Source organism: Pseudomonas sp. SWRI92 (assembly GCF_014268685.1).
Taxonomy (GTDB): Bacteria; Pseudomonadota; Gammaproteobacteria; order Pseudomonadales; family Pseudomonadaceae; genus Aquipseudomonas; species Aquipseudomonas marvdashtae.
Genome location: NZ_JABWQY010000001.1, coordinates 284,647 through 310,936 on the forward strand (window position 1 = coordinate 284,647; position 26,290 = coordinate 310,936).

General features: G+C 62.5%; 16 protein-coding genes. 8 read left to right on the forward strand and 8 right to left on the reverse strand.

Translation table 11 applies throughout. The features are described from left to right. Positions 1–7: 7 nt before the first annotated feature. From HU762_RS01055 to HU762_RS01070, 4 genes are all read right to left on the reverse strand, one after another. Complete coding sequence (locus HU762_RS01055; RefSeq protein ID WP_186631690.1) at positions 8–3,070, reverse strand: amino acid adenylation domain-containing protein; 3,063 nt, start codon at positions 3,068–3,070, stop codon at positions 8–10. 111 nt (positions 3,071–3,181) lie between these two features. Further along, positions 3,182–4,228 carry a TauD/TfdA family dioxygenase gene (locus HU762_RS01060; RefSeq protein ID WP_186631693.1) on the reverse strand — a complete coding sequence of 349 codons (1,047 nt, stop codon included), beginning with the start codon at positions 4,226–4,228 and terminating at the stop codon, positions 3,182–3,184. 17 nt (positions 4,229–4,245) lie between these two features. After that, positions 4,246–7,674, reverse strand: a complete 3,429-nt coding sequence (locus tag HU762_RS01065) for a condensation domain-containing protein (RefSeq protein WP_186631696.1) — start codon at positions 7,672–7,674, stop codon at positions 4,246–4,248. Positions 7,675–7,681: 7 nt separating this feature from the next. Further along, the gene (locus HU762_RS01070; RefSeq protein ID WP_186631699.1) at positions 7,682–8,659 is read right to left on the reverse strand and encodes a TauD/TfdA family dioxygenase; all 978 of its coding nucleotides are present in this window, start codon (positions 8,657–8,659) and stop codon (positions 7,682–7,684) included. A gap of 248 nt (positions 8,660–8,907) precedes the next feature. On the opposite strand from HU762_RS01070, the gene HU762_RS01075 reads away from it, so the two are divergent. The 3 genes from HU762_RS01075 to HU762_RS01085 all read left to right on the forward strand — a co-directional run bounded on the left by HU762_RS01075 (position 8,908) and on the right by HU762_RS01085 (position 13,246). After that, a complete protein-coding gene (locus HU762_RS01075) occupies positions 8,908–10,965 on the forward strand; it encodes a TonB-dependent receptor (RefSeq protein ID WP_186631702.1) in 2,058 nt (685 codons plus the stop codon). Positions 10,966–11,084: 119 nt separating this feature from the next. Then, positions 11,085–12,491 carry a diaminobutyrate--2-oxoglutarate transaminase gene (locus HU762_RS01080; RefSeq protein ID WP_186631705.1) on the forward strand — a complete coding sequence of 469 codons (1,407 nt, stop codon included), beginning with the start codon at positions 11,085–11,087 and terminating at the stop codon, positions 12,489–12,491. A 134-nt stretch (positions 12,492–12,625) separates the two neighbouring features. Further along, positions 12,626–13,246: a TetR/AcrR family transcriptional regulator gene (locus tag HU762_RS01085; protein WP_186631708.1), complete on the forward strand. Its 621-nt coding sequence runs from the start codon at positions 12,626–12,628 to the stop codon at positions 13,244–13,246. Between the two features lie 54 nt (positions 13,247–13,300). On the opposite strand, the gene HU762_RS01090 is transcribed toward HU762_RS01085, so the two are convergent. After that, positions 13,301–14,776: an efflux transporter outer membrane subunit gene (locus HU762_RS01090; protein ID WP_186631711.1), complete on the reverse strand. Its 1,476-nt coding sequence runs from the start codon at positions 14,774–14,776 to the stop codon at positions 13,301–13,303. A 220-nt stretch (positions 14,777–14,996) separates the two neighbouring features. Here HU762_RS01090 and HU762_RS01095 point away from each other — a divergent pair, with 220 nt between their 5' ends. The 3 genes from HU762_RS01095 to fabF are packed head-to-tail and all read left to right on the forward strand — an operon-like array spanning position 14,997 to position 20,448. After that, positions 14,997–16,106 (forward strand): efflux RND transporter periplasmic adaptor subunit, encoded by a 1,110-nt coding sequence (locus HU762_RS01095; RefSeq protein ID WP_186631713.1) that lies wholly within the window; start codon positions 14,997–14,999, stop codon positions 16,104–16,106. Continuing rightward, complete coding sequence (locus HU762_RS01100) at positions 16,103–19,165, forward strand: efflux RND transporter permease subunit (RefSeq protein ID WP_186631716.1); 3,063 nt, start codon at positions 16,103–16,105, stop codon at positions 19,163–19,165. Before HU762_RS01095 ends, HU762_RS01100 begins: the two co-directional genes overlap by 4 nt. After that, on the forward strand, positions 19,162–20,448 hold the full coding sequence (gene fabF / locus HU762_RS01105) for a beta-ketoacyl-ACP synthase II (protein WP_186631718.1): 1,287 nt from the start codon (positions 19,162–19,164) through the stop codon (positions 20,446–20,448). Before HU762_RS01100 ends, fabF begins: the two co-directional genes overlap by 4 nt. Before the next feature lie 6 nt (positions 20,449–20,454). On the opposite strand, the gene HU762_RS01110 is transcribed toward fabF, so the two are convergent. Together HU762_RS01110 and HU762_RS01115 are read right to left on the reverse strand one after the other, a co-directional pair. After that, positions 20,455–21,669, reverse strand: a complete 1,215-nt coding sequence (locus tag HU762_RS01110) for a multidrug effflux MFS transporter (protein ID WP_186631721.1) — start codon at positions 21,667–21,669, stop codon at positions 20,455–20,457. A 119-nt stretch (positions 21,670–21,788) separates the two neighbouring features. Then, the gene (locus HU762_RS01115) at positions 21,789–23,102 is read right to left on the reverse strand and encodes an SDR family oxidoreductase (RefSeq protein ID WP_186631724.1); all 1,314 of its coding nucleotides are present in this window, start codon (positions 23,100–23,102) and stop codon (positions 21,789–21,791) included. Between the two features lie 150 nt (positions 23,103–23,252). Between HU762_RS01115 and treA the strand changes: the two genes are divergently transcribed. Together treA and HU762_RS01125 are read left to right on the forward strand one after the other, a co-directional pair. Then, positions 23,253–24,863: an alpha,alpha-trehalase TreA gene (treA, locus tag HU762_RS01120; protein ID WP_186631727.1), complete on the forward strand. Its 1,611-nt coding sequence runs from the start codon at positions 23,253–23,255 to the stop codon at positions 24,861–24,863. Positions 24,864–24,926: 63 nt separating this feature from the next. Further along, a complete protein-coding gene (locus HU762_RS01125) occupies positions 24,927–25,877 on the forward strand; it encodes a LysR substrate-binding domain-containing protein (RefSeq protein ID WP_186631730.1) in 951 nt (316 codons plus the stop codon). Here HU762_RS01125 and HU762_RS01130 read toward each other — a convergent pair. Further along, positions 25,822–26,271, reverse strand: a complete 450-nt coding sequence (locus HU762_RS01130) for an Lrp/AsnC family transcriptional regulator (protein ID WP_186631733.1) — start codon at positions 26,269–26,271, stop codon at positions 25,822–25,824. The two genes, HU762_RS01125 and HU762_RS01130, sit on opposite strands and share 56 nt — an antisense overlap. Positions 26,272–26,290: the final 19 nt, after the last annotated feature.

A 26,290-nucleotide genomic window follows, 5' to 3' on the forward strand; every position in this document is an offset into this window, starting at 1 on the left:
GAGCCGTTCACAGGTCGGCCTCGTTCAGTTCGGCCATCAGCGCTTGCATTTCATCATCGGACAGGCCCGAGGCGCTGAACTCGGTGCTGTCGGCTTGCGGCTCGGCGGCGCTCGGGTCCAGCGCTTGCGCGACCTCGGCCATGGCGGCGATGGTCTGGCGTTCGAAGACTTGCTTGGCCGAGAGCGCGATACCTTGCTCGTGGGCCTGGGCCACCACTTGCAGGCTCAGGATCGAGTCGCCGCCGATGGCGAAGAAATTGTCGGTGACGCTCACCGTGGAAAGCTTCAAGACCTTGGCAACGATGGCTTGCAACGTGGTTTCCATGGCGTTGCGCGGCGCCACATGGGCGCTTTCGTCGAGCTGGTCCGGATCGGGCAACTGGCGGGTGTCGAGCTTGCCGTTGGGCGTGCGCGGAAAACTCGCCAGGGTCAGCACCAGGGCCGGCACCATGTACGACGGCAGGCGCTCGCCGAGGAAGCGCTTGATTGCCTCCGAATCCGGTGCGTAGCCGTGGGCGGCCAAGATGTAGGCGAGCAAGCGTTTGCCGGCGGCCTGTTCCTGGACGATCACTGCGGCTTCGCGCACGTCGCTGTGGTTGCACAGTTGACGCTCGATTTCACCCAGCTCGATGCGGTAGCCGCGCACCTTGACCTGATGGTCCTTGCGCCCCAGGAACGCCAAGCGCCCGTCGGCCAACCAGCACGCCAGGTCGCCGGTGCGATAGGCGCGAGTGCCGTCAGCCAGAGTGACGAAGGCCTTGGCGGTTTCTTCGGGTTTGTTGCGATAGCCGCGGGCCAGAGTCGGGCCAGCGAGGACGATTTCACCCGGTTCGCCAATGGCGCAAGCGGTGTCGAATTCGTTCAGCAGGCGCAGGTCCATGCCGGCGATGGGGCGGCCGATGCTGACGTTCCGGCTCGGCTCCAGCACTTCATAGGTAGCCCAGACCGTCGCTTCAGTGGGGCCGTATTCGTTCACCAGCCGGGCCTGTGGCAGGGTCTTGCTGTGTTGCGCGATCAGCGACGGCGGGCAAGCCTCGCCGGCGACGATCCAGCAGGCGAGGGGATGGGTTTCCCCGCTGCGCTGCAATTGATCGAGCAGGGCCTGGTACAGCGACGGCAATGACAGGCCGTGGCTGACCTGATGTTGGACAATCAGCTGCGCCAGGCGGGCCATTTCCAGTTCTTCACCCGGCGCGGGCAACACCAGGCGTCCGCCTTGGGCCAGGGTCCAGAAAATCCCGGCGACCGAGCTGTCGAAGGCAAACGACGACAGCAGCAGGTAGGCGCGCACCGGGGCTTCGTACGTGGCCATGCGCACCTGGGTCGAGTAGCTCAGCGCGCCGTGGCTGATTTCCACGGCTTTTGGCGCACCGGTAGAGCCGGAGGTGTAGATCAAGTAGGCGAGGTCGTTCGCGTCTGGCAACGGCAGTGCCGGCAGATCGCCGAGGTCGGGTGTTGCCAGGTCATCCAGCACGAAGCGTTGCAGGTCAGCCGGCACGCTGTCGGCCAGGTCGGCGCTGACCACGATGTGGGCGATGGCGCTGTCGGCGAGCATGTAGGCGCGGCGGTCGGCGGGGTAGGTCGGATCGACGGGCATGTAGGCGCCACCGGCTTTCAGGACGGCGAGCATGGCGACAGTGGCCGCGTTGCTGCGGGCGAACAGGATGCCGACCGGCACCCCGGGGCCGATGCCGGCGGCGACCAGTCGATGGGCCAACTGCGTGGCGCAGGCATCGAGGCGGCTGTAGCTCAGGTCGCCGTGCTGGTCGCTGAGGGCGATGGCGTTCGGTTGTTGACGAACTTGACGAGCAATCAATTCCACCAGCGTCACCGGTTCGATGGACGGCACGTCCACGCCGGTGCCGATCAACTGCGATTGCAGCGCTCCACCGAGGGGCAACTGCGCCCAGGCCCGTTGCGGTTCGGCCAGGGCGCCTTGCAGCAATTGCAACCATTGCTCGGCGAGGCAGCCGGCGGCTTCGGCGCTGAGGGCATGGCGGTCATAGACCAGCTGCGCGTGCAGGCTACCGGGCAACTGGCGCACGTTCAGGCACGCCTTCAGCGGGTTCATCACGGCGCTGGCATGACGTTCCTGGGCATCGCCCGAGCGCCAGGCAAAGGCGTACCCGCCGTTGAGGGTGCCGGTGTAATAGTCTTGCCAGCCGATCGCCCGTTCCCGGGTGGCGGCCACTTGGGTGCTTTGCGCCAGCAAGGTCGCCTGGGCGTCCAGCTCGATGCGCACGGGCAAGCACTGCTCGAACAGCCCCAGGGTGTTTTCCAGTTCCGCGCCGCGACTTTCATGAATCAGGGTGAGCGGCACCTGTTGCTGGCCGGCCAGGCGTCCCAGCACCGCTGCCCATGCCGCCAGCAGCAAATCCGAGGTCAGTGCCGGGTGGCGGGCGAGGTCGGTCGGCAGTGTCAGGTCCAATCGGATCGGCGCGAACCCGCCTTCGAGCGTCGATTCGAGGGGCAGTTGCAACGTGGCCTGTTCGGTTTCCCCCGACGGTGTCCAGAAGCTCACGCCCGGGTGGTCCGGCGCGTCTTCAACCAGGCTCCAGCGCCATTCGGCGTAGTCGGCGTACTGCAAGGTTTCGGATAGGTCCGGTGCGGTGTCGTGCAGCAATCCAGCGGCCAGCCATTTCAGGCTGGCAAGGTCGAAATGGCTGCTGGCCGCGGCCAGGTCCAGGACAGTTTGCTCGTCGTCCAGGCGCACCAGGGTCACGCATAAAGGGTTCGTCCAGTCGCGAGGCTGGCTGGCGAATTGAGCCAAGGCCGCGTCCTGGTCGGCGCGGCTGTGCTGGCGCAGGTCCTGGAGGTTCACCGCCAGCGCAGCGGCTTCATCAATCACTTGCACCGGGTGGCGCAGGCCGGGCACGGGCATCAGGCGCGTGTGCAGGATTTCACTGCCGGCCACCAAGGCCTGCAGGCGGTTGTTCAGGGCATCGAGGTCCAGCGGTTGCGACAGCGACCATTGCAAATGACAGCTGAACGGGTGCTCCGCCGCGCCGTTGATGTGGGGATACACCGATGCCTGTTGCGGGGAAATACGAAAACCTTGAAGTCCGCTCATGTTCATCTCGACTGGAAAAGGGCTTGAGCCTGGATCACCGCACAGACGCTGGGGCTTGCTGGACATGCGTCGGGCAAGCCACCTGCGCACGGCGGGTGGCCTCGTTGAATGTCAGACGGCAACGTCGCTCGACAGCAGGGCTTCAGCCATGCCGGTCATGATGGCGCGCTTGCCGGTAAAGGGTTCGCGACCGTGCACGGCGAGCATGTTGTCGATGAACAACACGTCCCCCTGCTGCCAGCTGAAGCGCACCAACGAATTGAGGTACGCCGCACGCAGCGATTCCAGGACTTGCGGCTCGATTGGCTCGCCGTCGCCATAAAAGGTGTTGGTGGGCAGGTCGAGGTCGTTGAAATTGCTTTGCAACGAATCGCGAATGCGCTCGGGCAGAGTGCTGATGTGGAAGAATGTGGCGTGGTTGAACCAGACCTCTTCGCCGGTGCGCGGGTGGCGTACCACGGCCGGCCCGCGTTGACGGGTGCGCAGGCGATTGTTGTCTTTCCATTCCACTTCGATGCCGACGCTGGCGCAGTAGGCTTCCACTTCGCTGCGGTCTTCGGACTGGAATACGGTCTGCCACGGCAGGCCGAAACCGTCGCCGTAGTTGCGCACGTATAACACGCCTTTTTCCCGGAACCGCGCTTCAATCTGCGGGCTGATCCTGGCCTTGACGGCGCGGGTCGAGCCAATCGGTGTTTCACCACCGGTTTCGGACGGAAGATGGCAATAGAAGAACAGCCGCAGGGGGAAGCGTGGTGAGTAGGAATGCTCGTTGTGGGGAAAGATCATTTGGTCGGCCGGGTAGTCGGTCGAGGTGTAGATATTGCCGCCGACACGTGTCCGGGGCGAGGCGCGGAACATGTATTCCAGCGCGCCAGGGGAAAGCGCGGCGATCACTTGGTCGAACTGCTCGACGGACGTGACGTTGAAGCCGCGAAACAGCAGGGCGCCATATTGCAGCAGTTTCTTTTCTAATGACTCGCGTTCCCGTGCGGCCCAGGCAACCAGGTCGACACCGCTGACGGCTGGCTCGATCACCAGCGGCAGGGCGTGGTCCGGGCTGAGCAGGCGCTCGGTCACCAACTGTTGTTCCGAGACGTTCATGGCTTTGCGACGCACTGCGCCGAGGGCGCGTGGCGATGGGGGCACGATAGACATAGCGGCATCCGACTCGGTTAAAGGGACAAGGAGCGACGTTTGGCTTGCATCATCTGGCTGCGACCGGCCAGCGCCTGGGACTGTTGCCGCTCACGGGCAAAGGCCTGGTCCCAGCTGCCGATGCGCTTGGCCAGCGCCGGCAGCGGCTCGTCCAGCAGGGTGGGGAGTTGCTCCAGCAGGCACGTCCACAGATGTTGCAGGCGCAACGCACGGCTTTGGTCGAAGTATTCGCCGCGATACTTGAGGGTTGCGGCGAGGCCCTCGCTGCCATGCACGAGGTCGAGCACCAAGTGAAAGTCCCCCGGTGCCTGGGCCACGACCAGCGCAGACAACTGCGCGCCGGCAATGGCGGTCGGGGACACCCGCGACGGTTGATAGTTGAGCTTGACCTGGAACAGCGGTGAGTGACCGGTGCGGCGCTGCGGCGCGAGGGCCGAGACCACCAGGTCGAAAGGCAGGCCTTGATGGGCGTAGGCCTGGCGCGCTTCATCGCGAACCTGCTCGAGGAAATCGGCCAGGGTCGGTTCGCCGCGCAGGTCACAGCGCAAGGTCAACTGGTTGACGAAGAAACCGATGACGTCGTTGTGCTCGGCCAATGGCCGGCCGCTGACGTCGGTGCCCAGCAAAAATTGCGCTTGGCCGCCCAGTTGCTTGAGCACCAGTTGGTAACTGGCGAGCAGCAGCATGAACAAGGTCATGCCTTGTTCGCGGGCCAATTCAGCCAAGCGCTCGCAGCGGGCCTGGGACACGTTGAAGTTCAGGCTGTGTTTGCCCGGGGCCGGGCCGCTGCCACCGAGTTCCAGGGTTTGTGGCATGTCGGCCAGGTATCCACGCCAGAAGTCCTGCTCGCTGGCGATCCGCTGTTCACTCCAGTGCCGGGCTTCCCATTGAGCGAAATCGAGGTATTGCCCCGGCAGCCCGGCGCCCACCGTAGCGGCCAGCTCCGCCAGCAGCACTTGCGCCGAGCGTCCGTCGAAGGCGATGTGGTGCAGGGTCAGCAGCAGGTCATGTTGTTGGTCATTTCTGCTGAGCAACTGCGCGCGCAGCAGCGGGCCGGCTTGCAGATCCACCGGAGTGGCGTGTTCATCGGCCAAACGCTGGCTCAGCGCCTGCTGTTGCTGGGTTTCGTTCCGGTCACGTAAGTCATGCTGGACCAGCGCTACAGGCGTGGCTGGCAGCACCTGTTGTTGCGGGCCATCGACGCCGTCGCGGTACACCGTGCGCAACACGCCGTGACGCTCGACCAGCGTGTTCAGGCGCAGGGAGAGCGTCTCGATGTCCAGTGGACCTTGCAAGCGCAAGTGCAGTACGAGGTTGTGGCGCGTGTCGTCCGGGTTCAGTTGGCGCAGGAACCACAGGCGACGCTGGGCGAACGATTGATGCGCCTGGCTGAGGCGGGCCTGCACGGACGCAACCTCGGCTGTTGGCGCCGGTTGATTCAGGAAGCCTTGCAGGGCGAGCGCCCATTGTCCGAGGGTGGTTTCCCCAAACAACTCATGGGTATCGAGGCTCCAGCCCAGGTCCCGGTGCAGGCGCGCGGCGAAGTCGGCGACGCCGATGGAATCCAGGCCCTGGCCGATCAGGCTGCGGTCGAAGTCGGCCGAAAAATACGGGTTGACCGCGTGAAGCGTCTGTTCCAACCATTGACGGCAGGCGATTTGGGCCTGTTGCGGTGTTTCAGTGGCCAGGCGCTTGAGCTGGGCAAGGTCAAGGGCTTCGTCATTCGAGGCCAGGGTCCCACCGCTCTGGGCGATGATGCTCAACGTGCCCGCAGCGAGTTGTTTACGCGCGCCTTGACGGGCGATCTTGCCGCTGGTGGTCATCGGGATGGTGCCGGCTTGCACCAGCACGATCTGGTCGATGCCACAGTCGGCGGCTTCGCGCACGGCGTTTTGCATCGACGCGAACAGCGCCGGGTGATGGGCCGGGTCAACGAATTTGCGCTGCGGCTCGGCGACGATCACCAGCTTCTCGCGGCCCAGTGCCGGGTCCATTTCCGAGAAAGCGGCGATGCGTCCGGTGCGGATGCCCGGCTCGGCGTCGGTAATGGCGAATTCGATGTCGTGGGGATAGAGGTTGCGCCCGTTGAGAATCAACAGGTCCTTGAGCCGCCCGCAGATCACGACCTGGCCTTCGTGCATGAAACCCAGGTCGCCGGAGCGCAGGTAATGCTCCGATGAGCCGGCGATCCGCGCCTCAAAGGCTTCGCGAGTGGCCTCGGGATTCTTCCAATAGGATTCGGCGTTGCTCGGGCCCTTGAGCCAGACTTCGCCGATGCGGTCAGGGGCGCAGCGCTCATAGGTCTGCGGGTCGACGATGGCGATGCTGTGCAAGGCTTGCGGGTAGCCGCAGGCGACGAACTCCACGGCGGCAGCACCGGCCGCCGCCAGCGCCACACGGCCGGTCTCCAGCACGGACTTGTCCAGGCGCAGCACCACCGGCAGCGCGTCGGCCGGGGTGGCGCTGACGCACAGGGTCGCTTCGGCCTGGCCATAACCGGGGCTGATGGCCAACGGGTTGAGGCCACAGGCGGAAAAACGCTGGACGAACGCTTCCAGGGTGCCGGGATGGATCGGTTCGGCGCCGTTGATCGCGTGTTTCCAGGCGCTCAGGTCAAGCTGCGCGATCAGGTTGTCGCTGACCACCCGGTTGCACAGGGCGTAGGCGAAGTTAGGAGCGAAACTGGCGGTGGCACGGTAGCGACTCAACGCCTGCAACCAGGCCGATGGCGCATTGACGAAGGTCTGGGAAGCCATCAGATAACAAGGCATGCCGCTGTAGAGCGGCGCCAGCATGCCGCCGATCAGGCCCATGTCGTGGTACAGCGGCAGCCAGTTGACCATGGCGCCTTGTGCATCGAAACCATAGGCCTGGCGCATCAGTTCGACGTTGGCGATCAGGTTGCGTTGACGCACCTCGACACCCTTTGGCGAACCGGTGGAGCCGGAGGTGTATTGCAGGAAGGCCACGGTCGAACCGTCGATGGCCGGGCGTAGCCACTGGCTGGCCGGTGGCGTGCCAAGAGCCTGGACGGTCAGCACATCGACGCGACCCTCCGCCAGTTCCAACAAGCCTTCGCAATACTCCGCCGGGGCGAGAATCAGCGCCGGCTCGGCATCCACCACTACATTGCGGACGCGGTCGAGGTGACGCGGTTTGCGCGACGGCGGCGGGAACAACGGCACCGCGATCAGGCCGGCATACAGGCAGGCGCAGAAGGCGCGGGCGTAGTCGAGGCTGCTGGGCAGCATCAACAGCACGCGGTCGCCCGGTGCATAGCGCGCTTGCAGCGCGGCCGCCAGGGATTGGGACTGCTCGTGCAATTGGAAGAAGGTCAGGGATTCGCCGATCTCGACGCCGTCTGGCAAAAAGTGCAGTGCGGCGTGCTGAGGAAAAAGCTGGGCGTTGGCTTCCAGCACGTCGATCCAGTGTTCGAAGGAAAACATGTTCAATTCACGCCATGGCCACGATGACTTTACGGTCACCGGTAAAAGGATTGCGACCGTGTGCCACCAGTCGGTTGTCGAGCATCAGGATGTCGCCGGGCTGCCAGGGGAAGCTGACGGCAGTCTGGCGATAGACTTCGCGCACGGTATCGAGCATGTCGTCGGCAATGGCCGAGCCGTCGCCGAAATAGACATGGCGCGGCAGGTTCTCCTCACCCACTGCCGCCAGCAGACTGGCGCGTACGCTGGGTTCGATGGCCGAGACATGGAACAGGTGCGCCTGGTTGAACCAGACCCATTCGCCGGTCTCGGGATGCTGCTGCACCGCGGCGCAACGCTGGCGGGTGCGCAGGTCACCATCGGCTTTCCATTCCCACTCGATGTCGTTGTCCTGGCAGTAGCGTTCGACCTGGGCGCGGTCCAGGGTGTTGAAGACTTTTTCCCAGGGAAGGTCCAGGGCGCCACTGTAGTTGCGTACATAAAGCAGCTCGCGGCTGGCGAACAGCTCGCGGATCTCGTCCGGTATGCGCTGGTAGATCAGGCGGCTGTCGGCAATCGGCGTCTCGCCCCCGGTTTCACTGGCCTTGATGCAGTGGAACCAGATGCGCGAAGGCCAGGGCCGGGTGTACGCCTGTTCGTTGTGAAGAGGGATGAATTGATGGGCCGGGTATTCAGTGGAGCTATAGACCCCTGCGAAGACTTTGCTACGCGGCGTGGAACCGAATTCGTAACTGGCCAGTGGTGCACCGAAGCTGGCGGCGAAGCGCTTGAAATCGATGGGCGTGGCAACGGCAAAACCGCGGAACAAAACCCCGCCAACCGTAGCCAGGAGGTGGGGCAGGCTGTCGCGAGTCGAGGCGTCCAGATCGTGAATCGACTGACCTGGCGCCGCCTGTACCAAGACGGGCAACGATGGTGCGCCTTCATCCATGGAAGCCACTGAAATAGGCGCAGGACGCCCGTCCAAGTGTTCGATTGAGGTCATCCTTGTGCATCCTCTTTTATCTTCTTCGACCAGTCACAAGACCTTGAAAGCAGCGCAGCGGTCGGGTGTGTAGGACTCGTCTGTAATGTATCTGGATAAATACAAGACGGCATATTAGGTACAAATGAGAGAGATTATCAATACTGTTTATTTATATTTTTTTTTGGATTAGACTCCGCTCCGCTGGTACCAACAGGCGGTCAGGCCGGCTAAAAAAACCAAAAATATCTGTCGCAGGGGAGCGGGGCGTGAATTTCAAAAAGAATACAATTGCGTTGGCTGTAGGGTCTGCGGTAGGCCTGGCCAACTGTGCTTGGGCAGCTGAAGAGTCCAACGCGATGGAGCTCGCTCCGATCACCGTTTCGGGTGAGAAAATCGACCGCACCCTCGAGAAGACCCAGTCCAGCGTGGTGGTCGTCACGGACAAGAATCTGCGCGAGCACGGCGACAAGGACTTGGTGGATGTGTTTGCCCGCACGCCCGGTGTCTATAGCCAGGCCGGCAACGAGAACTGGGGCATTCGTGGCGTGCCGGTGTCCGGTTTTGACGATCAGGGCCCAGCGACGCTCAATGGTGCTGTGTCGGTGTATGTCGACGGTGCCGTGCAACCGAACCGCGCGCTGACCCTCAGCCCGGTCCCGCTCTGGGATGCGGAGCAGGTCGAGGTGTTCCTTGGCCCGCAATCCACCACCCAGGGGCGTAACTCCCTTGCTGGCGCGGTCGTTATCCGGACCAAGAACCCCACCTTCGAACCGAGCTTCTCGGCGCAGACCAACGTGGGCAACGACGGCGAGCGCGGTGCGGCCGTGGCCGGAGGCGGGGCCATCGTCGATGACAAGATCGCCGGGCGTATCGCGGTGGACTATGGCGAAGGTGACGGTTACATCCGCAACACTGCGCTCAATGATGACGCCAACCCGCGTCGCACCAGCAACACGCGCGGCAAATTGCTGATCCTGCCCAATGATGACACCGACGTCCTGCTGACCTACGCCCACAGCGAGCACCGTCAGGGCGACCGTTCGACCATGCGCGTCAACGGCAAGCCGAGCTATTACGACATCTCGTCCAACACCAAGGCCTTCGACAACCTCAAGCAGGATACGCTGAGCGCCAAGATTGACTACCGGCTGAACGATGCTTGGACGTTGACGAGCATGACCGCCAATACCCGTTCGGACTATAGCGCTCGACTGGATTTTGACCAGAGCGCTCTAGCCAACGATGTCATTCTTCGCAAACAGGACGGCGACCTGTTTAGCCAGGAGTTGCGCCTGAATTACGCCTCGGACACGGTGAAAAGCTTCGTTGGTGCGTACTACGGTCGTAGCACTAATAACTTCCATGACCGCTTGTTGTCCGGCGCTGATCTATTTACGGTCAAGGGTGATACCAAGATTGAAAACAAGGCTGTATTCGGCGAAATCAACTGGACGTTTGCTCCGCGCTGGACATTGATCACCGGCCTTCGTTATGACCATGAGACCAACGACACTGACATCGAAGAGGACGCTTTTTCCAGTTCGGGAAAAGTCAGCAAGTCGTTTGACGCGGTACTGCCGAAGCTCGGTGTCGATTACGAGTTGGCCACCGATCAATACCTCGGTTTCATGGTGCAGAAAGGCTATCGTGGCGGTGGCGTCAACGTGCGAGCCGGTGGCGGTCATGAAGCTTACGATCCGGAATACACTACTAACTACGAACTTTCCTACCGTGGCTCGTTCTTCGACAAGACGCTGCGTACCCGTGCCAACCTGTATTACACCGACTGGAAAGATCAGCAAGTCAGTGTTCTGGAAAGGGGCGCTAGCTTCGCACGCATCTACAATGCGGGCCGCAGCGATATCAAGGGTCTGGAAGTCTTCGTCGAAAAAGACCTTACCGAACAGCTGACCCTGAACGTCGGTGGTGCCTACACCGATGGCAAATACAAGGATTTCGTCACCGGCGAAGGTCAGGACATGAGCGGCGAATCGTTCCTTTATTCGCCCAAGTACAAGATGTCGGTGGGTGGTGTCTATCGCTTCGACGACCGTCTGATATTCGGCACGGACGTTGTCTACCAGAGCGCCGCGCCTTCGGAGTACGAGTTCGATGCCAGCGGCAACGTCACCGGTGAGCGCCGCAGCGACAACTACGTGCTGGTGAACTTCAATACCGAGTACAAAGTCACCAAGAACGTCGCGGTGTCCGCCTACGTGAAGAACGCGTTCGACAAGGAATACGTCACCAACAACCGCAACGACACCATCATCGACGTCGGCGCACCGCGCACGGTGGGGATGATCCTTCGCTACGACATGTAAGCTACGACATGTAAACCCGCGGGCGCGGGAAGGCAATCTTCCCGCGCCCGGCCTGTTGCTCCCGGATGTTTGTTCCAGGCTGTTTGTCCCTTCCAAACCCAGCCTCCATGGAGGAAATCATGAGTGCTTCTTCGAATGTCACAGCAGGTGGCGCGCAACAGCTACGCCTGTTGCATACCGGTCTGTCGAGCCCATACTGCCTCGATCCGACGCCGCTGCTGGAGCGTCAGCAACAGCAGGAGTCCAACGCCCGCAGTTACCCGCGGCGCATTCCCCTGGTGCTTGAAAGGGCCTATGGCATTTATGTGCAAGACAGCCGGGGGCAAGTATTCGTCGATTGCCTGGCCGGTGCCGGAACCCTGGCGCTGGGGCACAACCACCCGGTAATCATCGAAGCTATCACGCAGGTCATGACTGCCGGTGTGCCGATGCACACACTGGACCTCATGACGCCGGTGAAGGACGCATTCGTCCAGGAAATTTTCGCCTGCCTGCCCAGCGAGTTCGCGCGTAACGCACGCATCCAGTTCTGTGGCCCGAGTGGGGCCGATGCGGTCGAGGCCGCGCTCAAGCTGACCCGTACCGCCACGGGACGCCATTCGGTCTTGGCATTCGAAGGGGCTTATCACGGGATGACCCTTGGCACCTTGGCCATCAGCGGCAACCTGTCACCAAAGAATGCCCTAGGCGCCTTGATGCCGGGTGTGCAGCGCTTGCCATTCCCTCACGATTATCGCTGCCCATTTGGTGTAGCGGGCGATCAAGCCGTTACGCTGAATGTCCGTTACCTGGAGCACTTGCTCAACGATCCGGAAAGCGGCGTAACTGCTCCGGCGGCAATGATCCTGGAACCAATCCAAGGGGAGGGCGGGGTGATCGCCGCGCCGGACCGTTGGCTGCAGGAGCTGCGCCGGTTGACCCAGGCTCATGGCATCCCGCTGATCGTCGACGAGATCCAGTGCGGCATCGCCCGTAGCGGCCGGATGTTCGGGTTCGAGCAATCGGGTATCACGCCCGACGTCATCACCCTGTCCAAAGCCATCGGAGGCGGCTTGCCGCTTTCGGTCATGGTGTATAACGACTCACTTGACGTCTGGCAGCCGGGCGCTCACGCCGGCACGTTCCGCGGCAATCAGCTGGCGATGGCGGCGGGCACTGCGACCTTGCGCTTCATCCGCGATGAAGGCCTGGTCCAGCACGCCGAAACGGTGGGCGCCCACTTGCGCAACCAACTGCAGGCGCTGCAAAACGAGTTCGCCTGGATCGGCAATGTGCGTGGGCGCGGCCTGATGCTCGGGATGGAAATCGTCGACCCACAAGGCGCCCCCGACGTGCAGGGCCATCCACCGGCGGACTCGATACGGGCCAAGGCCTTCCAGCAAGCCTGCCTTAAGCACGGCTTGATCGTTGAGCTTGGCGGGCGTCACGGCGCAACTGTGCGCTTTCTGCCGCCGCTGATCATTACCGAAGAGGAAATCGATTTCGTCGCGCAGATACTGTTTCAGGCAGCTCGCTCGATCAGCTAGTTTTTTTCGTTGATTTCCAGGCGGCCGACGTTGAGTCGGCAGTCCTGCCGAGCAAATTCTGCATCGCTGTTAGTGACGATATCTTGCATGGGTCATGAGTTGTCACCGACCTTGCGGATGCGTAAGCTGCCCCCATGAACCAGCCATCAGTTATTTCCCCCGGCGCTCGCGGCCCAGTCGATCACGACATTCGAGATCAGATCGTCGCGGCAGCCAATGAACATTTCAGCCAGTATGGCTATGGCAAGACCACGGTTTCCGACCTGGCCAAGGCCATCGGCTTTTCCAAGGCGTACATCTACAAATTCTTCGATTCCAAGCAGGCGATCGGCGAAGCCATCTGTGCCAATTGCCTGTCGACTATCGTTGCGGCCGTCGAGAAGGCCATCAACGAAGAGGGCCTGTCAGCAACGGAGCGTTTTCGTCGGCTGGTCAAGACCGTGGTGGCCACTGGGGTGGACCTGTTCTTCAACGACCGCAAACTTTATGACATCGCGGCGTTTTCGGCCTCGGAGCACTGGCCCAGTTCGCAGGTCTATAACGCGCAGATCAAAAGCTTCGTGCTGCAGATTGTCCGCGAAGGGCGTGAGCTCGGCGAGTTCGAGCGCAAGACACCGCTGGACGAAACCGTAGATGCCATTCACCTGGCCCTGCGGCCATTCGTCAATCCGCTGCTGCTGCAATACAACCTCGATTTCGTCGAGCAAGCCCCCACGCTCACCTCCAATCTCATCCTGCGCAGCCTGATGCCCTGAACGTTGGCTGAAGGGCCGCTCACGTCGCGAAAAAGTGACTGTTCTGGAAAACAATCACCTTGTCGCTACGGGTAGCTCTTCAGGCGGTTGCCAGCCACCACCTAGCGCCCGAAATGCCGCGACCGCCGCCCGTGCCGACTCCGTTCGCGCCTGGGCATGGGCATCGGAGGTGCGCAGCAGCGTGTCGTCGGCGTTGAGCACATCGATCAGGCTGGCGGTGCCTTTCTGATAGGCAGCGAACGATGACTGCCGGGCCTGGGTCAATGCCGTTTCGCCCTGGGCGAGGGTGGTCGCCTGGGTTTCCCGATTGACCAAGGCGCTGAAGGCATTCTCGACTTCTTCGGTGGCGCGCAATACGGACTGGCGATAAGCGGCCAGCGCTTCGGCCTCCTGGCCTTTTGCCTGATCGATCTGAGCGTTGATTCGGCCGAAATCGAAAAGCCTCCAGCGCAGGCCCAACACACCCGCCGACTGGCTGGCGCCGCTGCTGAAAAGATTGCCACCGGACACCGCCGTGGCGCTGCCGAGCAAGGCGCTGAGGGAGAACTTCGGATAGTACTCGGCGACGGCCTCGCCGATGCGCGCATTGGAAGCCGCGAGGCGCCGCTCCGCGACCATCAGGTCAGGCCTGCGCCGCAGCAGGTCGGCCGGTGTTCCCGTTGCCGTTAGCTGTGGGGCAAGAGGAATATCCCGTAGTGCAGCCAATTGCGGGCGATGGGTGCCTGGCGGTGTGCCGAGCAGGACATCGACTGCGTTCATGGCCGCATCAAGCCCAGTCTGCAATATCGGAACCGTAGCCTGCACTTGTGCCAATTGCCCTTCGGTCTGTCGGACCTGATAGCTGGCGGCAAGGCCCTTGCTGTAGAGCAGCTGGACTTTTTCCAGCAGGTCTTGCTGCGTTCTGACTTGACGGTTCGCGATGTCCAGTCGGCTCTGCAATCCGCGCAAGGTGATGTAGGTGTCGGCAATTTGCGCGGCGACGGCGAGTCGCGTGGCGGCTACGCCCGCCTCGGACGCTTGGTAATCGGCCAATGCCGCTTCGCGTCCGCGTCGCAGGCCGCCGAAGGCGTCGATCTCCCAACTGGCGCCGAGGTTGAGTTCGTAGGAACTTCCGTACCGGTCGTAACCGGGCGTTGAGTCCAACACCTGGCCGAGCGGCGTTTCCACCGACTGATAAGCGCGCGCGGCTTGGCCGCTGATGTTTCCCGACGGTAGTAAAGCGGCGTTGGCGGCGCCGAGGCCCGCCCGTGCCTGCGTGAGTCGCGCCGAGGCCTGTGCCAGGTCCAGGTTCTGTCCAAGAGCCTGGACGACCAATCCGTTGAGCGTGAGATCATCAAAGCCTTCCCACCAGGCGGCCCAGTTGGCCGGTGTGCTCGCGGAGCTCTGTTCGACCGAAGAATGTTCGACCGAAGACTGACCCAGGTACCGACTCGAAAGTGGGACCTCGGGACGCTGGTAGTCCGGGCCGACCGCGCAGCCCGCCATCAAGCTGGCGCTCATCAAAAGGGCAATGGGACGCAAGGGTGGCATTGAGGTTCCTTGGGCTGGGATGGATGTGACCATATTACGTTGTGGTCACAGTCTGTCAATCCGGCTTCTCTTAGCTTGCAGAAAGTGCAGTTTGATTGTCTGATGCCACCGGGCGATGGGTGAGCGAAAGGATTCGGTACGGGAGATAGTGACGATTGACAGATATGGTCACTAGATTGAGAATGCGATTCCCATCCTATCCATTCAAGTAAGGGACCCTATGTTCCGGCACCGATCCGTCACCCTTGCCGCTTGCTTGTTGCCACTCGTCCTGACGGCGTGTGGCGAGTCATCCACCGCGAATGATCCGCGCACGCTTGCGCCGTTGGTGCGGGTTGCCGAAGTCCAGGGCTCGTCCGCGACTTCTCGTACATTTTCCGGTGTCGTCACGGCAAGGGTTCAGAGCGACTTGGGTTTCCGGGTGTCGGGCAAGGTGCTCGAGCGTCTGGTCGATACCGGCCAGAGTGTAAAAAAGGGACAGCCGCTCATGCGCCTGGACCCGATCGACTTGGGGTTGCAGGCGCGGGCGCAACAGGAGGCTGTCGCCGCCGCGCGGGCCAGGGCCAAGCAGACCGCTGATGACGAGGCGCGCTACCGCGACCTGGTCGCCGCCGGCGCTATTTCCGCTTCGGGGTACGACCAGATCAAGGCCGCCGCCGATACCGCCAAGGCGCAGCTCAGTGCCGCCCAGGCGCAGGCCGACGTGGCTCGCAATGCCTCCGGCTACGCCGTGCTGCTTGCTGACGCGGACGGCGTCGTGATGGAAACGCTCGCCGAGCCCGGGCAAGTCGTCAGTCCTGGGCAAATTGTGGTCCGACTCGCGCGGGCCGGACAGCGCGAAGCCGTCGTGCAGTTGCCCGAGACCCTGCGGCCGGCCGCAGGCTCCACCGCCCAGGCGACGCTTTATGGCAACGCCAAGCAGGTGGTGAGCGCCAAGCTGAGGCTGCTGTCGGATTCGGCCGATCGGGTGACGCGTACCTTCGAGGCGCGGTATGTGCTGGAGGGCGCGCTGGCTAACGCGCCGCTGGGTTCGACGGTGACGCTTCGGATCGCCGAGGGCACTCAAGCGGGGCAAGCACTGCAAGTGCCGATTGCCGCCGTTCTCGACTCGGGCAAAGGCACCGGTGTGTGGGTCATTACCGCAGAGCCGGCGAAAGTTGCCTGGCGTCCCGTCGAGGTACTCGCCTTGAGCGACGATGCCGCACAAGTCTCGGGCGACCTGGAAATGGGCGAGCGGATCGTCGCGCTGGGCGCCCATCTGTTGCGTGAAGGAGAAGCGGTGAGGCTGGCTCCGCCGGGCGATGTGAACGTCGCGGGGAATCGCCCATGAGCTTCAACCTTTCGGCGCTCGCGGTCCGCGAGCGCTCCATTACCGTGTTCTTGCTGTTGCTGATCGCTGTCGCGGGCGTCCTGGCCTTCTTCCAGCTTGGGCGCGCCGAGGATCCACCGTTCACGGTCAAGCAACTGACGGTGATTACCGCATGGCCGGGCGCGACGGCCCAGGAGATGCAGGACCAGGTCGCCGAGCCGCTGGAGAAACGCCTGCAAGAACTGAAGTGGTACGACCGCACGGAAACCTATACCCGCCCAGGGCTGGCGTTCACCATGGTATCGCTGGTCGACCGCACGCCACCGTCGCAGGTGCAGGAAGAGTTTTATCAGGCGCGCAAGAAGCTCGCCGACGAGGCTATCAAACTACCGGCCGGTGTCATCGGGCCGATGGTCAACGATGAGTTCTCCGATGTGACCTTTGCCTTGTTTGCCCTCAAAGCCAAGGGCGAACCGCAGCGACTGCTGGTCCGCGACGCCGAGGCGTTGCGCCAACGGCTGCTGCATGTTCCGGGCGTGAAGAAGGTCAACATCATCGGCGAGCAGCCCGAACGGATCTTCGTGTCTTTTTCCCATGATCGGCTGGCGACGCTGGGCGTTTCGCCCCAAGAGATTTTCGCCGCCCTGAACAGCCAGAACATGCTCACGCCCGCCGGTTCGATTGAAACCACCGGACCACAGGTCTTCCTGCGCCTGGATGGTGCCTTCGACAAGCTGCAGAAAATTCGTGATACGCCCATTTCAGTCCTGGGACGCTCGCTGAAGCTTTCGGACGTGGCGACCGTTGAGCGCGGTTATGAAGACCCGGCCCCGTTCCTGGTGCGCAACGGCGGCGAAGAGGCGCTGTTGTTGGGTGTGATCATGCGCGAGGGCTGGAATGGCCTGGACCTGGGCAAAGCGCTGGATGCTGAGACGAACTCGATCAACGAGGGCATGCCGCTGGGCATGACGCTGAGCAAGGTCACCGACCAGTCGGTGAACATCGACTCGGCCGTCGGTGAGTTCATGGTCAAGTTTTTCGTCGCGCTGTTGGTGGTGATGATCGTGTGTTTTGTCAGCATGGGCTGGCGCGTCGGTGTGGTAGTCGCGGCGGCGGTACCGCTGACGCTGGCCGTGGTGTTCGTGGTCATGGCCGCCACCGGCAAGAACTTCGACCGCATTACCCTTGGTTCGCTGATCCTCGCGCTCGGGCTGCTGGTGGACGATGCGATCATCGCTATCGAAATGATGGTGGTGAAAATGGAGGAGGGCTACGACCGGATCAAAGCCTCGGCCTACGCCTGGAGTCATACGGCTGCGCCGATGCTGTCCGGCACGCTGGTGACCGCCATCGGCTTCATGCCCAACGGCTTCGCGCAATCGACCGCTGGCGAATACACCAGCAACATGTTCTGGATCGTCGGCATTGCGCTGATCGCTTCCTGGGTCGTCGCGGTGGCGTTCACGCCGTACCTGGGCGTGAAACTGTTGCCGGACATCAAACAGGTCGAAGGTGGCCACGCGGCCATTTACAACACCCGCCATTACAACCGCTTTCGTCGGGTACTGACGCGGGTCATTGCGCGCAAATGGTGGGTGGCCGGTACCGTGATCGCGACATTCGTGGTGGCGATCCTCGGCATGAGTCTGGTGAAGAAGCAGTTCTTCCCCACCTCGGATCGGCCAGAGGTGCTGGTGGAAGTGCAGATGCCCTATGGCACGTCCATCGAGCAGACCAGCGCCACCGTCGCCAAGGTTGAAGCCTGGCTACAAAAACAGGACGAGGCCAAGATCGTTACCGCCTACATCGGCCAAGGCGCACCGCGTTTCTACCTGGCGATGGCGCCGGAACTGCCCGATCCGTCTTTCGCCAAGATCGTCGTGCTGACGGACAGCCAGCAATCGCGCGAAGCCCTCAAGTTCCGTCTCCGTGAAGCGGTCGCCGAAGGGCTTGCACCGGAAGCGCGCGTGAGGGTGACCCAACTGGTGTTCGGCCCGTATTCGCCGTTCCCGGTGGCGTATCGCGTGATGGGGCCTGACCCGGCAAAACTGCGCGAGATCGCCAGCCAGGTCCAGGACGTCATGCAGGCGAGCCCGCTGATGCGGACCGTCAACACCGACTGGGGACCGCGGGTGCCAACCCTGCATTTCAATTTGGATCAGGACCGCTTGCAGGCTGTGGGGCTGACCTCCAACGCGGTCGCGCAGCAGTTGCAGTTCCTCCTCGCAGGGGTGCCGATCACGGCGGTCCGCGAAGACATTCGGTCGGTGCAGGTGGTCGGTCGCGCCGCCGGGGATATTCGTCTGGATCCCGCCAAGATAGAAGGCTTCACCCTGGTGGGCGCGACGGGACAGCGGATTCCGCTGTCCCAGGTCGGCGAGGTGGATGTGCGCATGGAGGATCCGATCCTGCGCCGTCGTGATCGCACACCCACCATGACCGTGCGCGGCGATATCGACGAAGGCCTGCAACCGCCGGACGTTTCCAGTGCTATTTTCAAGCAACTGCAACCGGTCATCGACAGGCTGCCCAGCGGCTACCGGATCGAGCAAGCGGGGGCCATCGAAGAATCGGGCAAGGCCGGCAAGGCCATCGTCCCGTTGGTTCCGATCATGGTCGCAATGACGCTGCTGATCATCATCCTGCAAGTCCGTTCGGTCTCGGCGATGATCATGGTGTTCCTCACCGCACCGCTGGGTTTGATCGGCGTGGTGCCGACCCTGCTAATCTTCAACCAGCCGTTTGGTATCAACGCGCTGGTCGGCCTGATCGCCTTGTCGGGCATTCTGATGCGCAATACGTTGATCCTGATCGGGCAGATCCATCAGAACGACAAGGAAGGTCTCGATCCGTTCCACGCGGTGATCGAGGCCACGGTGCAACGGGCCCGTCCGGTGCTGCTCACGGCACTGGCGGCAATCCTCGCGTTCATTCCGCTGACCCATTCGGTGTTCTGGGGGACGCTGGCCTACACACTGATCGGCGGCACGTTCGTCGGCACCATCATGACGCTGGTGTTCCTGCCGGCGATGTATTCCATCTGGTTCAAGATCCGTCCTGAGACGAAGAGGGCTTCATGAAAAATCGCCAAGATCAAACACGCATCGTCGTCACTGGCGTCGGTATTGTCGGCCCCTTGGGCTGTGCCGTGGAAGAGGTGTGGAAGCGCCTGCTGGCTGGGTATTCCGGGATTCGCAACCTGTCCGATGACATCGTCGAAGGAACCGGCGTTGCCGTTGGCGGGCAGGTGCCTTCCCTCGAAGAGGATGGGATTGCCGGCTACGACCCGGAACGTCTCATCGCGCCCAAGGACCGCAAGAAGATGGATCGCTTCATCGAGTTCGCCCTGGTGGCCGCTCACGAAGCCCTCGAACAAGCGGGCTGGCATCCCGTCGATGCCATCGATCAAGAGCGGACCGCGACGATCATTTCCTCGGGCGTGGGTGGGTTCGCCACGATTGCCGAGGCCGTGCGCACCACGGACAGTCGTGGCCCGCGACGGTTGTCGCCGTTCACCGCCCCGGCTTTCCTGGCCAACATGGCGGCCGGGCAGGTGTCGATCCGGCATGGTTTCAAGGGGCCGCTTGGCGCGCCTGTCACGGCTTGCGCTGCCGGTGTGCAGGCCATCGGTGATGCCGCCAGGCTCATTCGAAGTGGCGAGGCGGACATCGCCATCTGCGGCGGCACCGAAGCGGCGATAGACCGTGTGACCTTGGGTTGTTTCGCAGCGGCCCGCGCACTGTCGACGGGGTTCGCCGAGCGCCCGCAAGAAGCTTCGCGGCCCTTCGACCGTGAGCGTGACGGCTTCGTCATGGCCGAAGGCGCCGGGCTGCTGGTGATCGAATCGCTGGAGCACGCCCTGGCCCGTGGCGCCAAGCCGCTGGCGGAGCTGGTGGGTTATGGCACCAGCGCCGATGCCTATCATTTGACGGCCGGGCCGGAGGATGGCAACGGTGCACGGCGCGCCATGGAGCAGGCGCTGCGCCAGGCTGGGGTCAGCCCCGCCGAAGTGCAGCATATCAACGCCCACGCGACGTCCACCCCGGTCGGTGATGCCGGTGAACTGGCGGCGATTCGTGCGGTATTTGGCACCGGCTCGGGCGTGGCGATCACGTCGACCAAATCCGCCACCGGCCATCTCCTTGGAGCGGCGGGAGGCATTGAAGCGATCTTCACCGTCCTCGCGCTGCGCGACCAGGTCGTGCCACCGACGCTGAACCTGATTCATCCCGATGAGGCGGCCAGCGGGCTCGATCTGGTTGGTTTGAAAGCTCGGAAAATGCCGATCACCCATGCGCTGTCGAATGGCTTCGGCTTTGGTGGCGTCAACGCCAGCGTGCTGTTTCGCCGTTGGGAAGACTGATACCGATCAGCGCCGCAGGACGAACAGGAGCAGCGCGACCAGGCACGTCAGCGCCTGGATCGCGCCCAGCGTGGTGACGGGTGAAAAGCTCAGCACAGAGGCCAGCCAGGTCGTCAGCGCAGCCGCACCCATGGACAGAAAACCCAGCAGTGCGGAGGCCATCCCGGCCTCCTTGCCAAACGGCCCCATGGTGATGGCCGTGCCCAGCGGATTAGCCAGTCCCATGCCCCAAAGAAACGTGACCATCGCCACCGCATACCAGCCAAGGCCAGGCTCGGCCGATCCGACGAGCAGCAAACCGCCGCCGACCATGGCGCAGGCGATTCCCAGCAAGGCGATGGTTCGAGGACCGTGGCGGTGCGCCAGGCGGGGTGCCGCCATGCCAGCGGCGAACACGACGAACACCGTAGAGGCGAAGTACAAGCCAGCCTGCACCGACGTCAGGCCGATGCCTTTCATCAGGATCGCGGGGGCGGCGGCGAAGGAAGCGAACAAGCCGCTCAGCAGCAGGCTCATCGACAGGGCCGGCAGAATGAAGCGCGTGTCCATCATCAACCTGGCATAGGCGCGCAGCACGCTGCCGGTGGAATGCGGCGCCCGGCGGTCGGCGGGATGGGTTTCTCCAAGGTCACGCACATAGAAAAAAGCCAGTACCACGGCGGCCAATCCGACGAGAATGAAGATGGCGCGCCATCCGAGCGTGACGGACAGGACGCTGCCGGCCAAGGGCGAAAAACCTGGCGCTGCGGCGGTGGCGACCATCGTCAGCGACAGGGCGCGCGCCAACGTTTCGCCCTCGAACAGGTCCCGTGCGATAGCGCGCGACAACACCGAGGCTGCGCAGACGCCCAATGCCTGGACGACGCGTCCGGCGATCAGCAGATCGAGGGACGTGGCGAAGCCCGCGATGACGGTGCCGGCCACGAACACGGCAAGTCCACCCAGCACCAGTTTCTTGCGCCCATAGCGGTCGGCCAACGGACCGACCAGCAATTGGGCGAACGCAAAGGTCACGAAGAAGCTGGAGAGGGTCAGGCCGAGCTCGCGGGCGGTCACGCCGAGTTCTTCGCCGATGACCGGGAAGGCCGGGAGGATGATATTCGTGGAGAGCATGCCGATCGCCGCGAGGCCCGCGAGCAGCGCCACGATTCGGCCGGTCAGGGGTTGGCTGGAGACGTGTGGCGCCGTCGCGGCCATTGCCGATGCATTTCCCGTGTCCATGTGTTATCCCCTGCTGCGAGCGCTTATGATGGTCGTCATATTTTATGTGTAATATGACGACCATCATCTGATGCGTCAAGCCGAAAGGCTGCGAGGATTTGCATCCTTGTGCGGGCCGATCACTCTCGACCCCGCTCCCGCCCCAACGCCACCAGACAACCGCCAATCAACAGCGCCGCGCCCGCCACCAGCAAGGGTGTCGGCCGTCGTGCGGGTTTGCGCCAGCCGCCCTCGATACGTCGCTGGCCGCTGGGTGGGGCGAACAGGTTGCCCGTAGACGAAGCTAACCGCGGGCTGCGGTCCAGGCTCCGGCGTGTCAGCCAGCCGGAGAGCTGCGGGAATCCCGGCAGCAGGAAATGCGCCGCTCTGGCGAGTATCGCCGCGCTGCCCACGGTGGTGCTGGGCTTGGGGTTGAGCGCGCAGTTGACCATCGCTGCGGCGACCCGCTGCGGATCATAGACCGGAGGCGGTGGCTTGAGAGCATGCCCCGTGAAGTTGGCGCCGTCGCGAAAGCCAGGTGTATCCATGACAGCAGGATAGATATCGCAAACGTGGATATCGGGGTGTTCGCCCAATTCACCGCGCAACGCTTCGGACAAACCCCGCAACCCGTATTTGCTGGCTGAATAGGCAGCGGCATACGGCTGCGCGACCCAACTGCCCAACGACAGGGTGTTGATCAGGATGCCGCGCTTTTGCGCCTTGAAATAGGGCCAGGCGACGTAGGCTCCACGCAGATAGCCAAGCAAATCGGTCTGCAGAACCTGTTCATGCACATCGAGCGGGGTCTGCTCGAAACTGCCCACCGCGCCCACGCCGGCGTTGTTGATCCAGATGTCGATGCGACCGTCACCGAATGTCGCGGCCTCGGCCGCCAGGGCCTGCATCTGCTCGCTGCGGGTGACGTCGGTGCGCACCGCCAACGCAGTGGCACCTTGTGCCTGGCATTCATTGACCACCTCGGCGAGTGCGGCACGGTCGCGTGCCGCCAGGACCAGGCGCGCGCCTTGCCGGGCAAACGCCTGGGCGGCTGCGCGGCCGATCCCGCTGGACGCTCCGGTGATGACCACAAGTTTTTCCGCCAAGGGGGATGTCTTGGATCCCTGGGCGGGATCGGCGCGATCCTTGAGTTGTTGGGAGGGGTTGTCGGTCTCTGCGTGGATGGGCGCAAGTTTCAGACGCACACCGTCGGCCATGATTAACGTCAGGTCTTCAATGGTGCCGGCGACCCTGTCGGGGTACACCGGTTCACCCTCGGGATCGAGCTGGTCATAGAGAAAATTCTGACCCTCCAGCCAGCCCACCGCCATATTCAGTTCAGGGCCCAGGTAGTACTTTCCATCGAGAAAAAAGCCAGGGAAATGTGGCGCTCGCTCGACGCTTTCGATGGTATAGCGCTCGCCAGTCCTCATGCCGGTTGCCGGTGAAATCATGATCAACACCTCCGCTCTGTTGGTTCTGCGATAGAGAGGAGGGGCAAACCGGGGTTCCATTGAAGTGAGGAAAGGCGTTTTAAGTGAACTGAGGCTCATCCTTTCCTGTCAGTTATTTCTGAAGGAAATGACAACATCATGGAGCTTCAGATGCGTCCTGTTTATCTCGCCAGCCTGTCCTTCACCGCGCTGCTGTGCGTAGCGTGTTCAAACCAATCGCCTGCGACATGGAGCTACGAGGATGCTCGAAGTCGCGCCAACGTGCCGCCCGACCAGGCGTATCCCGAGTTGTTCGAAGCGGTGCAAGGTAAACAGTTGTTTACGGACCAGAAGCATTTTGTCGATGCACTGCCCAAGCGCGACCCCTCGAAGATCCGCGCCGATTACCTGGCCCGTCGTGACAGCGCCGACTTCGACCTCAACGAATTCGTGAAAGACAACTTCATCGAATCCGGCCAAGCGCAAAGCCCGGCCCCGCAACCCGGGGCGCCGATCAAAGAGCATATCGACAACCTCTGGCCCGTGCTCAGCCGAACCTATCCCCACGTCCCCCGATACAGCAGCCTGCTGCCGTTGCCGCTGCCCTATGTGGTCCCGGGCGGACGTTTCCGAGAGATGTATTACTGGGACTCGTATTTCACCATGCTGGGGTTGGAGCAAAGCGGTGAGAAAGCCCAGATTCGCCAGATGACCGACAATTTCGCCTACGTGATCGACACCTATGGCCACATCCCCAATGGCAATCGCACCTACTACTTGAGCCGATCACAGCCGCCGTTCTTCGCCTACATGGTGGAACTGCAAGCGCACATCGAAGGCGATCAGGCCTACGGGCGCTATCTTCCCCAATTGCAGCGGGAATACGCCTATTGGATGGCCGGTGCGCAAGCGCTCAAGGCCGGCGAGGCCGGGAAACACGTGGTCAAGCTCGCCGATGGCAGCGTGCTCAATCGGTATTGGGACGCCAGCGCGACGCCTCGGCAGGAGTCCTGGTTGCAAGACCTCAAGACCGCCGGACAGGCGCCCGACAGGTCGCGGCAGGAAGTCTGGCGCGACCTGCGCGCCGGCGCCGAGAGCGGCTGGGATTTCAGTTCGCGCTGGCTGGACGACGACAAGAACCTGGCCACAATCCGCACTACATCTATTGCCCCGGTGGATTTGAACAGCCTGATGTATCACTTGGAACGCACCATCGCCAAGGCCTGTGAAACCATCCAGAACTCGCCGTGCACCCAGGCCTACGGCCAGCGCGCCGCCCAGCGGCAACGGGCCATCGAAACGCATCTATGGAATGCCGAAGGCGGTTACTACGTCGACTACGATTGGCAGCGGAACCGGCAACGCCCGGCGCTCACCGCTGCAACGCTTTTCCCGCTTTACACCGGCCTGGCCTCCGCCGAGCATGCCAACCGTACGGCCGATGCGGTGCGTGAAGGCTTGTTGCGTCCGGGCGGTATTGCTACCACCCAGGTCAACAACGGTCAGCAGTGGGACGAACCCAATGGCTGGGCGCCGTTGCAGTGGGTGGCAGTCGAAGGGCTTGAACGATATGGGCAAACCGAGCTGGCCAGGCAGATAGGCAGTCGCTTCTTGCAGCAGGTCCAGGCGGTTTATGGCAAAGAGGACAAGCTGGTCGAGAAGTACGACCTGTCCGGGCAAGGCGACGGTGGCGGAGGCGGAGGCGGTGAGTATGAATTGCAGGACGGCTTCGGCTGGACCAACGGAGTGACGTTGAAGTTGCTGCAAAAATACGGCGGTTGATCCAGGCGGGTTCAATGCTATTCTTCGCGAAATCTGGGAAGAACGCCGTTGCCATTGGGGTATATGAACACGCATCGTGATCAATTTCCGTTGCCAGAGGATTTGAAAGTCTTTCTGACGGTCATCCGTAAGAACGGCTTTGCAAGTGCGGCGCAAGCGTTGGGCTTTTCACCGGCCTATATCAGCAAGCGCATCTCAGTCCTTGAAGCGACCCTGTCCACCAAGCTGCTGCACCGCACGACACGGCGTATCGCGTTGACTGACGACGGTGAGCGTGTGCGGGTGTGGGCCGAAAAGCTCTTGGGTGATTTCGATGAGTTTGTCGGCGATATCGCCCAGGCACGTCATCAACCCACCGGGTCGTTGCACATCTGCAGCAGCTTTGGTTTTGGCCGCAATCACGTTGCACCGGCGATCGGCAAACTGTCCCAGGCCTATCCCAGGCTCGATATCCGCCTGGATGTGTTTGACCGTGTCGTCGATATCGTCGGCGAGGGGTTCGACCTGGAAATCCGCGTGGGCGATGACCTGCCGGGTCAACACCTTGGCCGCAAGTTGGCGAGTAATCGGCGGGTGCTTTGCGCAAGCCCTGATTACCTGGAGCGACGGGGCGAGCCGCGTTCGCTGGACGACCTCAAGGCGCATGATTGCCTGGTGCTCAAGGAGCGCAACAACGCCTTCGGCATGTGGACACTGACTAAAAATGGCCAAGAGGAAACGGTGCGCGTCGGCGGCCCGTTGTCGTCCAACAGCGGTGAGATCGTTTTGGAGTGGGCCTTGAGCGGCGGCGGCGTCCTGCTGCGCTCGATGTGGGATGTCAGGTCCATGCTGGACCAGGGACGTCTGGTCCAGGTGCTGCCCGAGTATTGGCAAAGCGCGAATGTCTGGGCGGTGTATCCGACCCGGCTTAGTCAGTCGGCCAAGCTGCAGGTGTGTGTCGAATTTCTCGAAGATTGTTTTAGGGATTTGTCGGTTCCATGGGCGGCAAACGCCGCTTCACCGGTGTCTTCTTGACAATGGCCGTATTGGTCTCGGCATGAACATTGAGCTTGTCCAACAAGACATCCAACTGTTCCATCGAACGCACATGCAGACGAGCGATGAAACAATCCTCACCCGTCACCTTGTCGCATTCAGTAAATTCGCCGATGGCCTGAATTTGTCGCTCCACTTCCTGCAACTGCCCCGGTAACGGGCGGATGCGCACGATAGCCTGGAGCTGATAGCCAAAGCTTTTTGGGTCGACCTCAACCGTATAACCCTTGAGCACGCCGCGCTCTTCGAGTCGGCGCAGGCGCTCGGCGACGCTGGGTGAGGACAGGCCGCTCAGGTTTGCCAAGGCCTTGAGCGAGCGCCGGGAGTCTTCCATCAGGGCGCTGATGAGGATCTGGTCGATATCGTCAGTCATTTCTGCTCCGTTAGGCAAA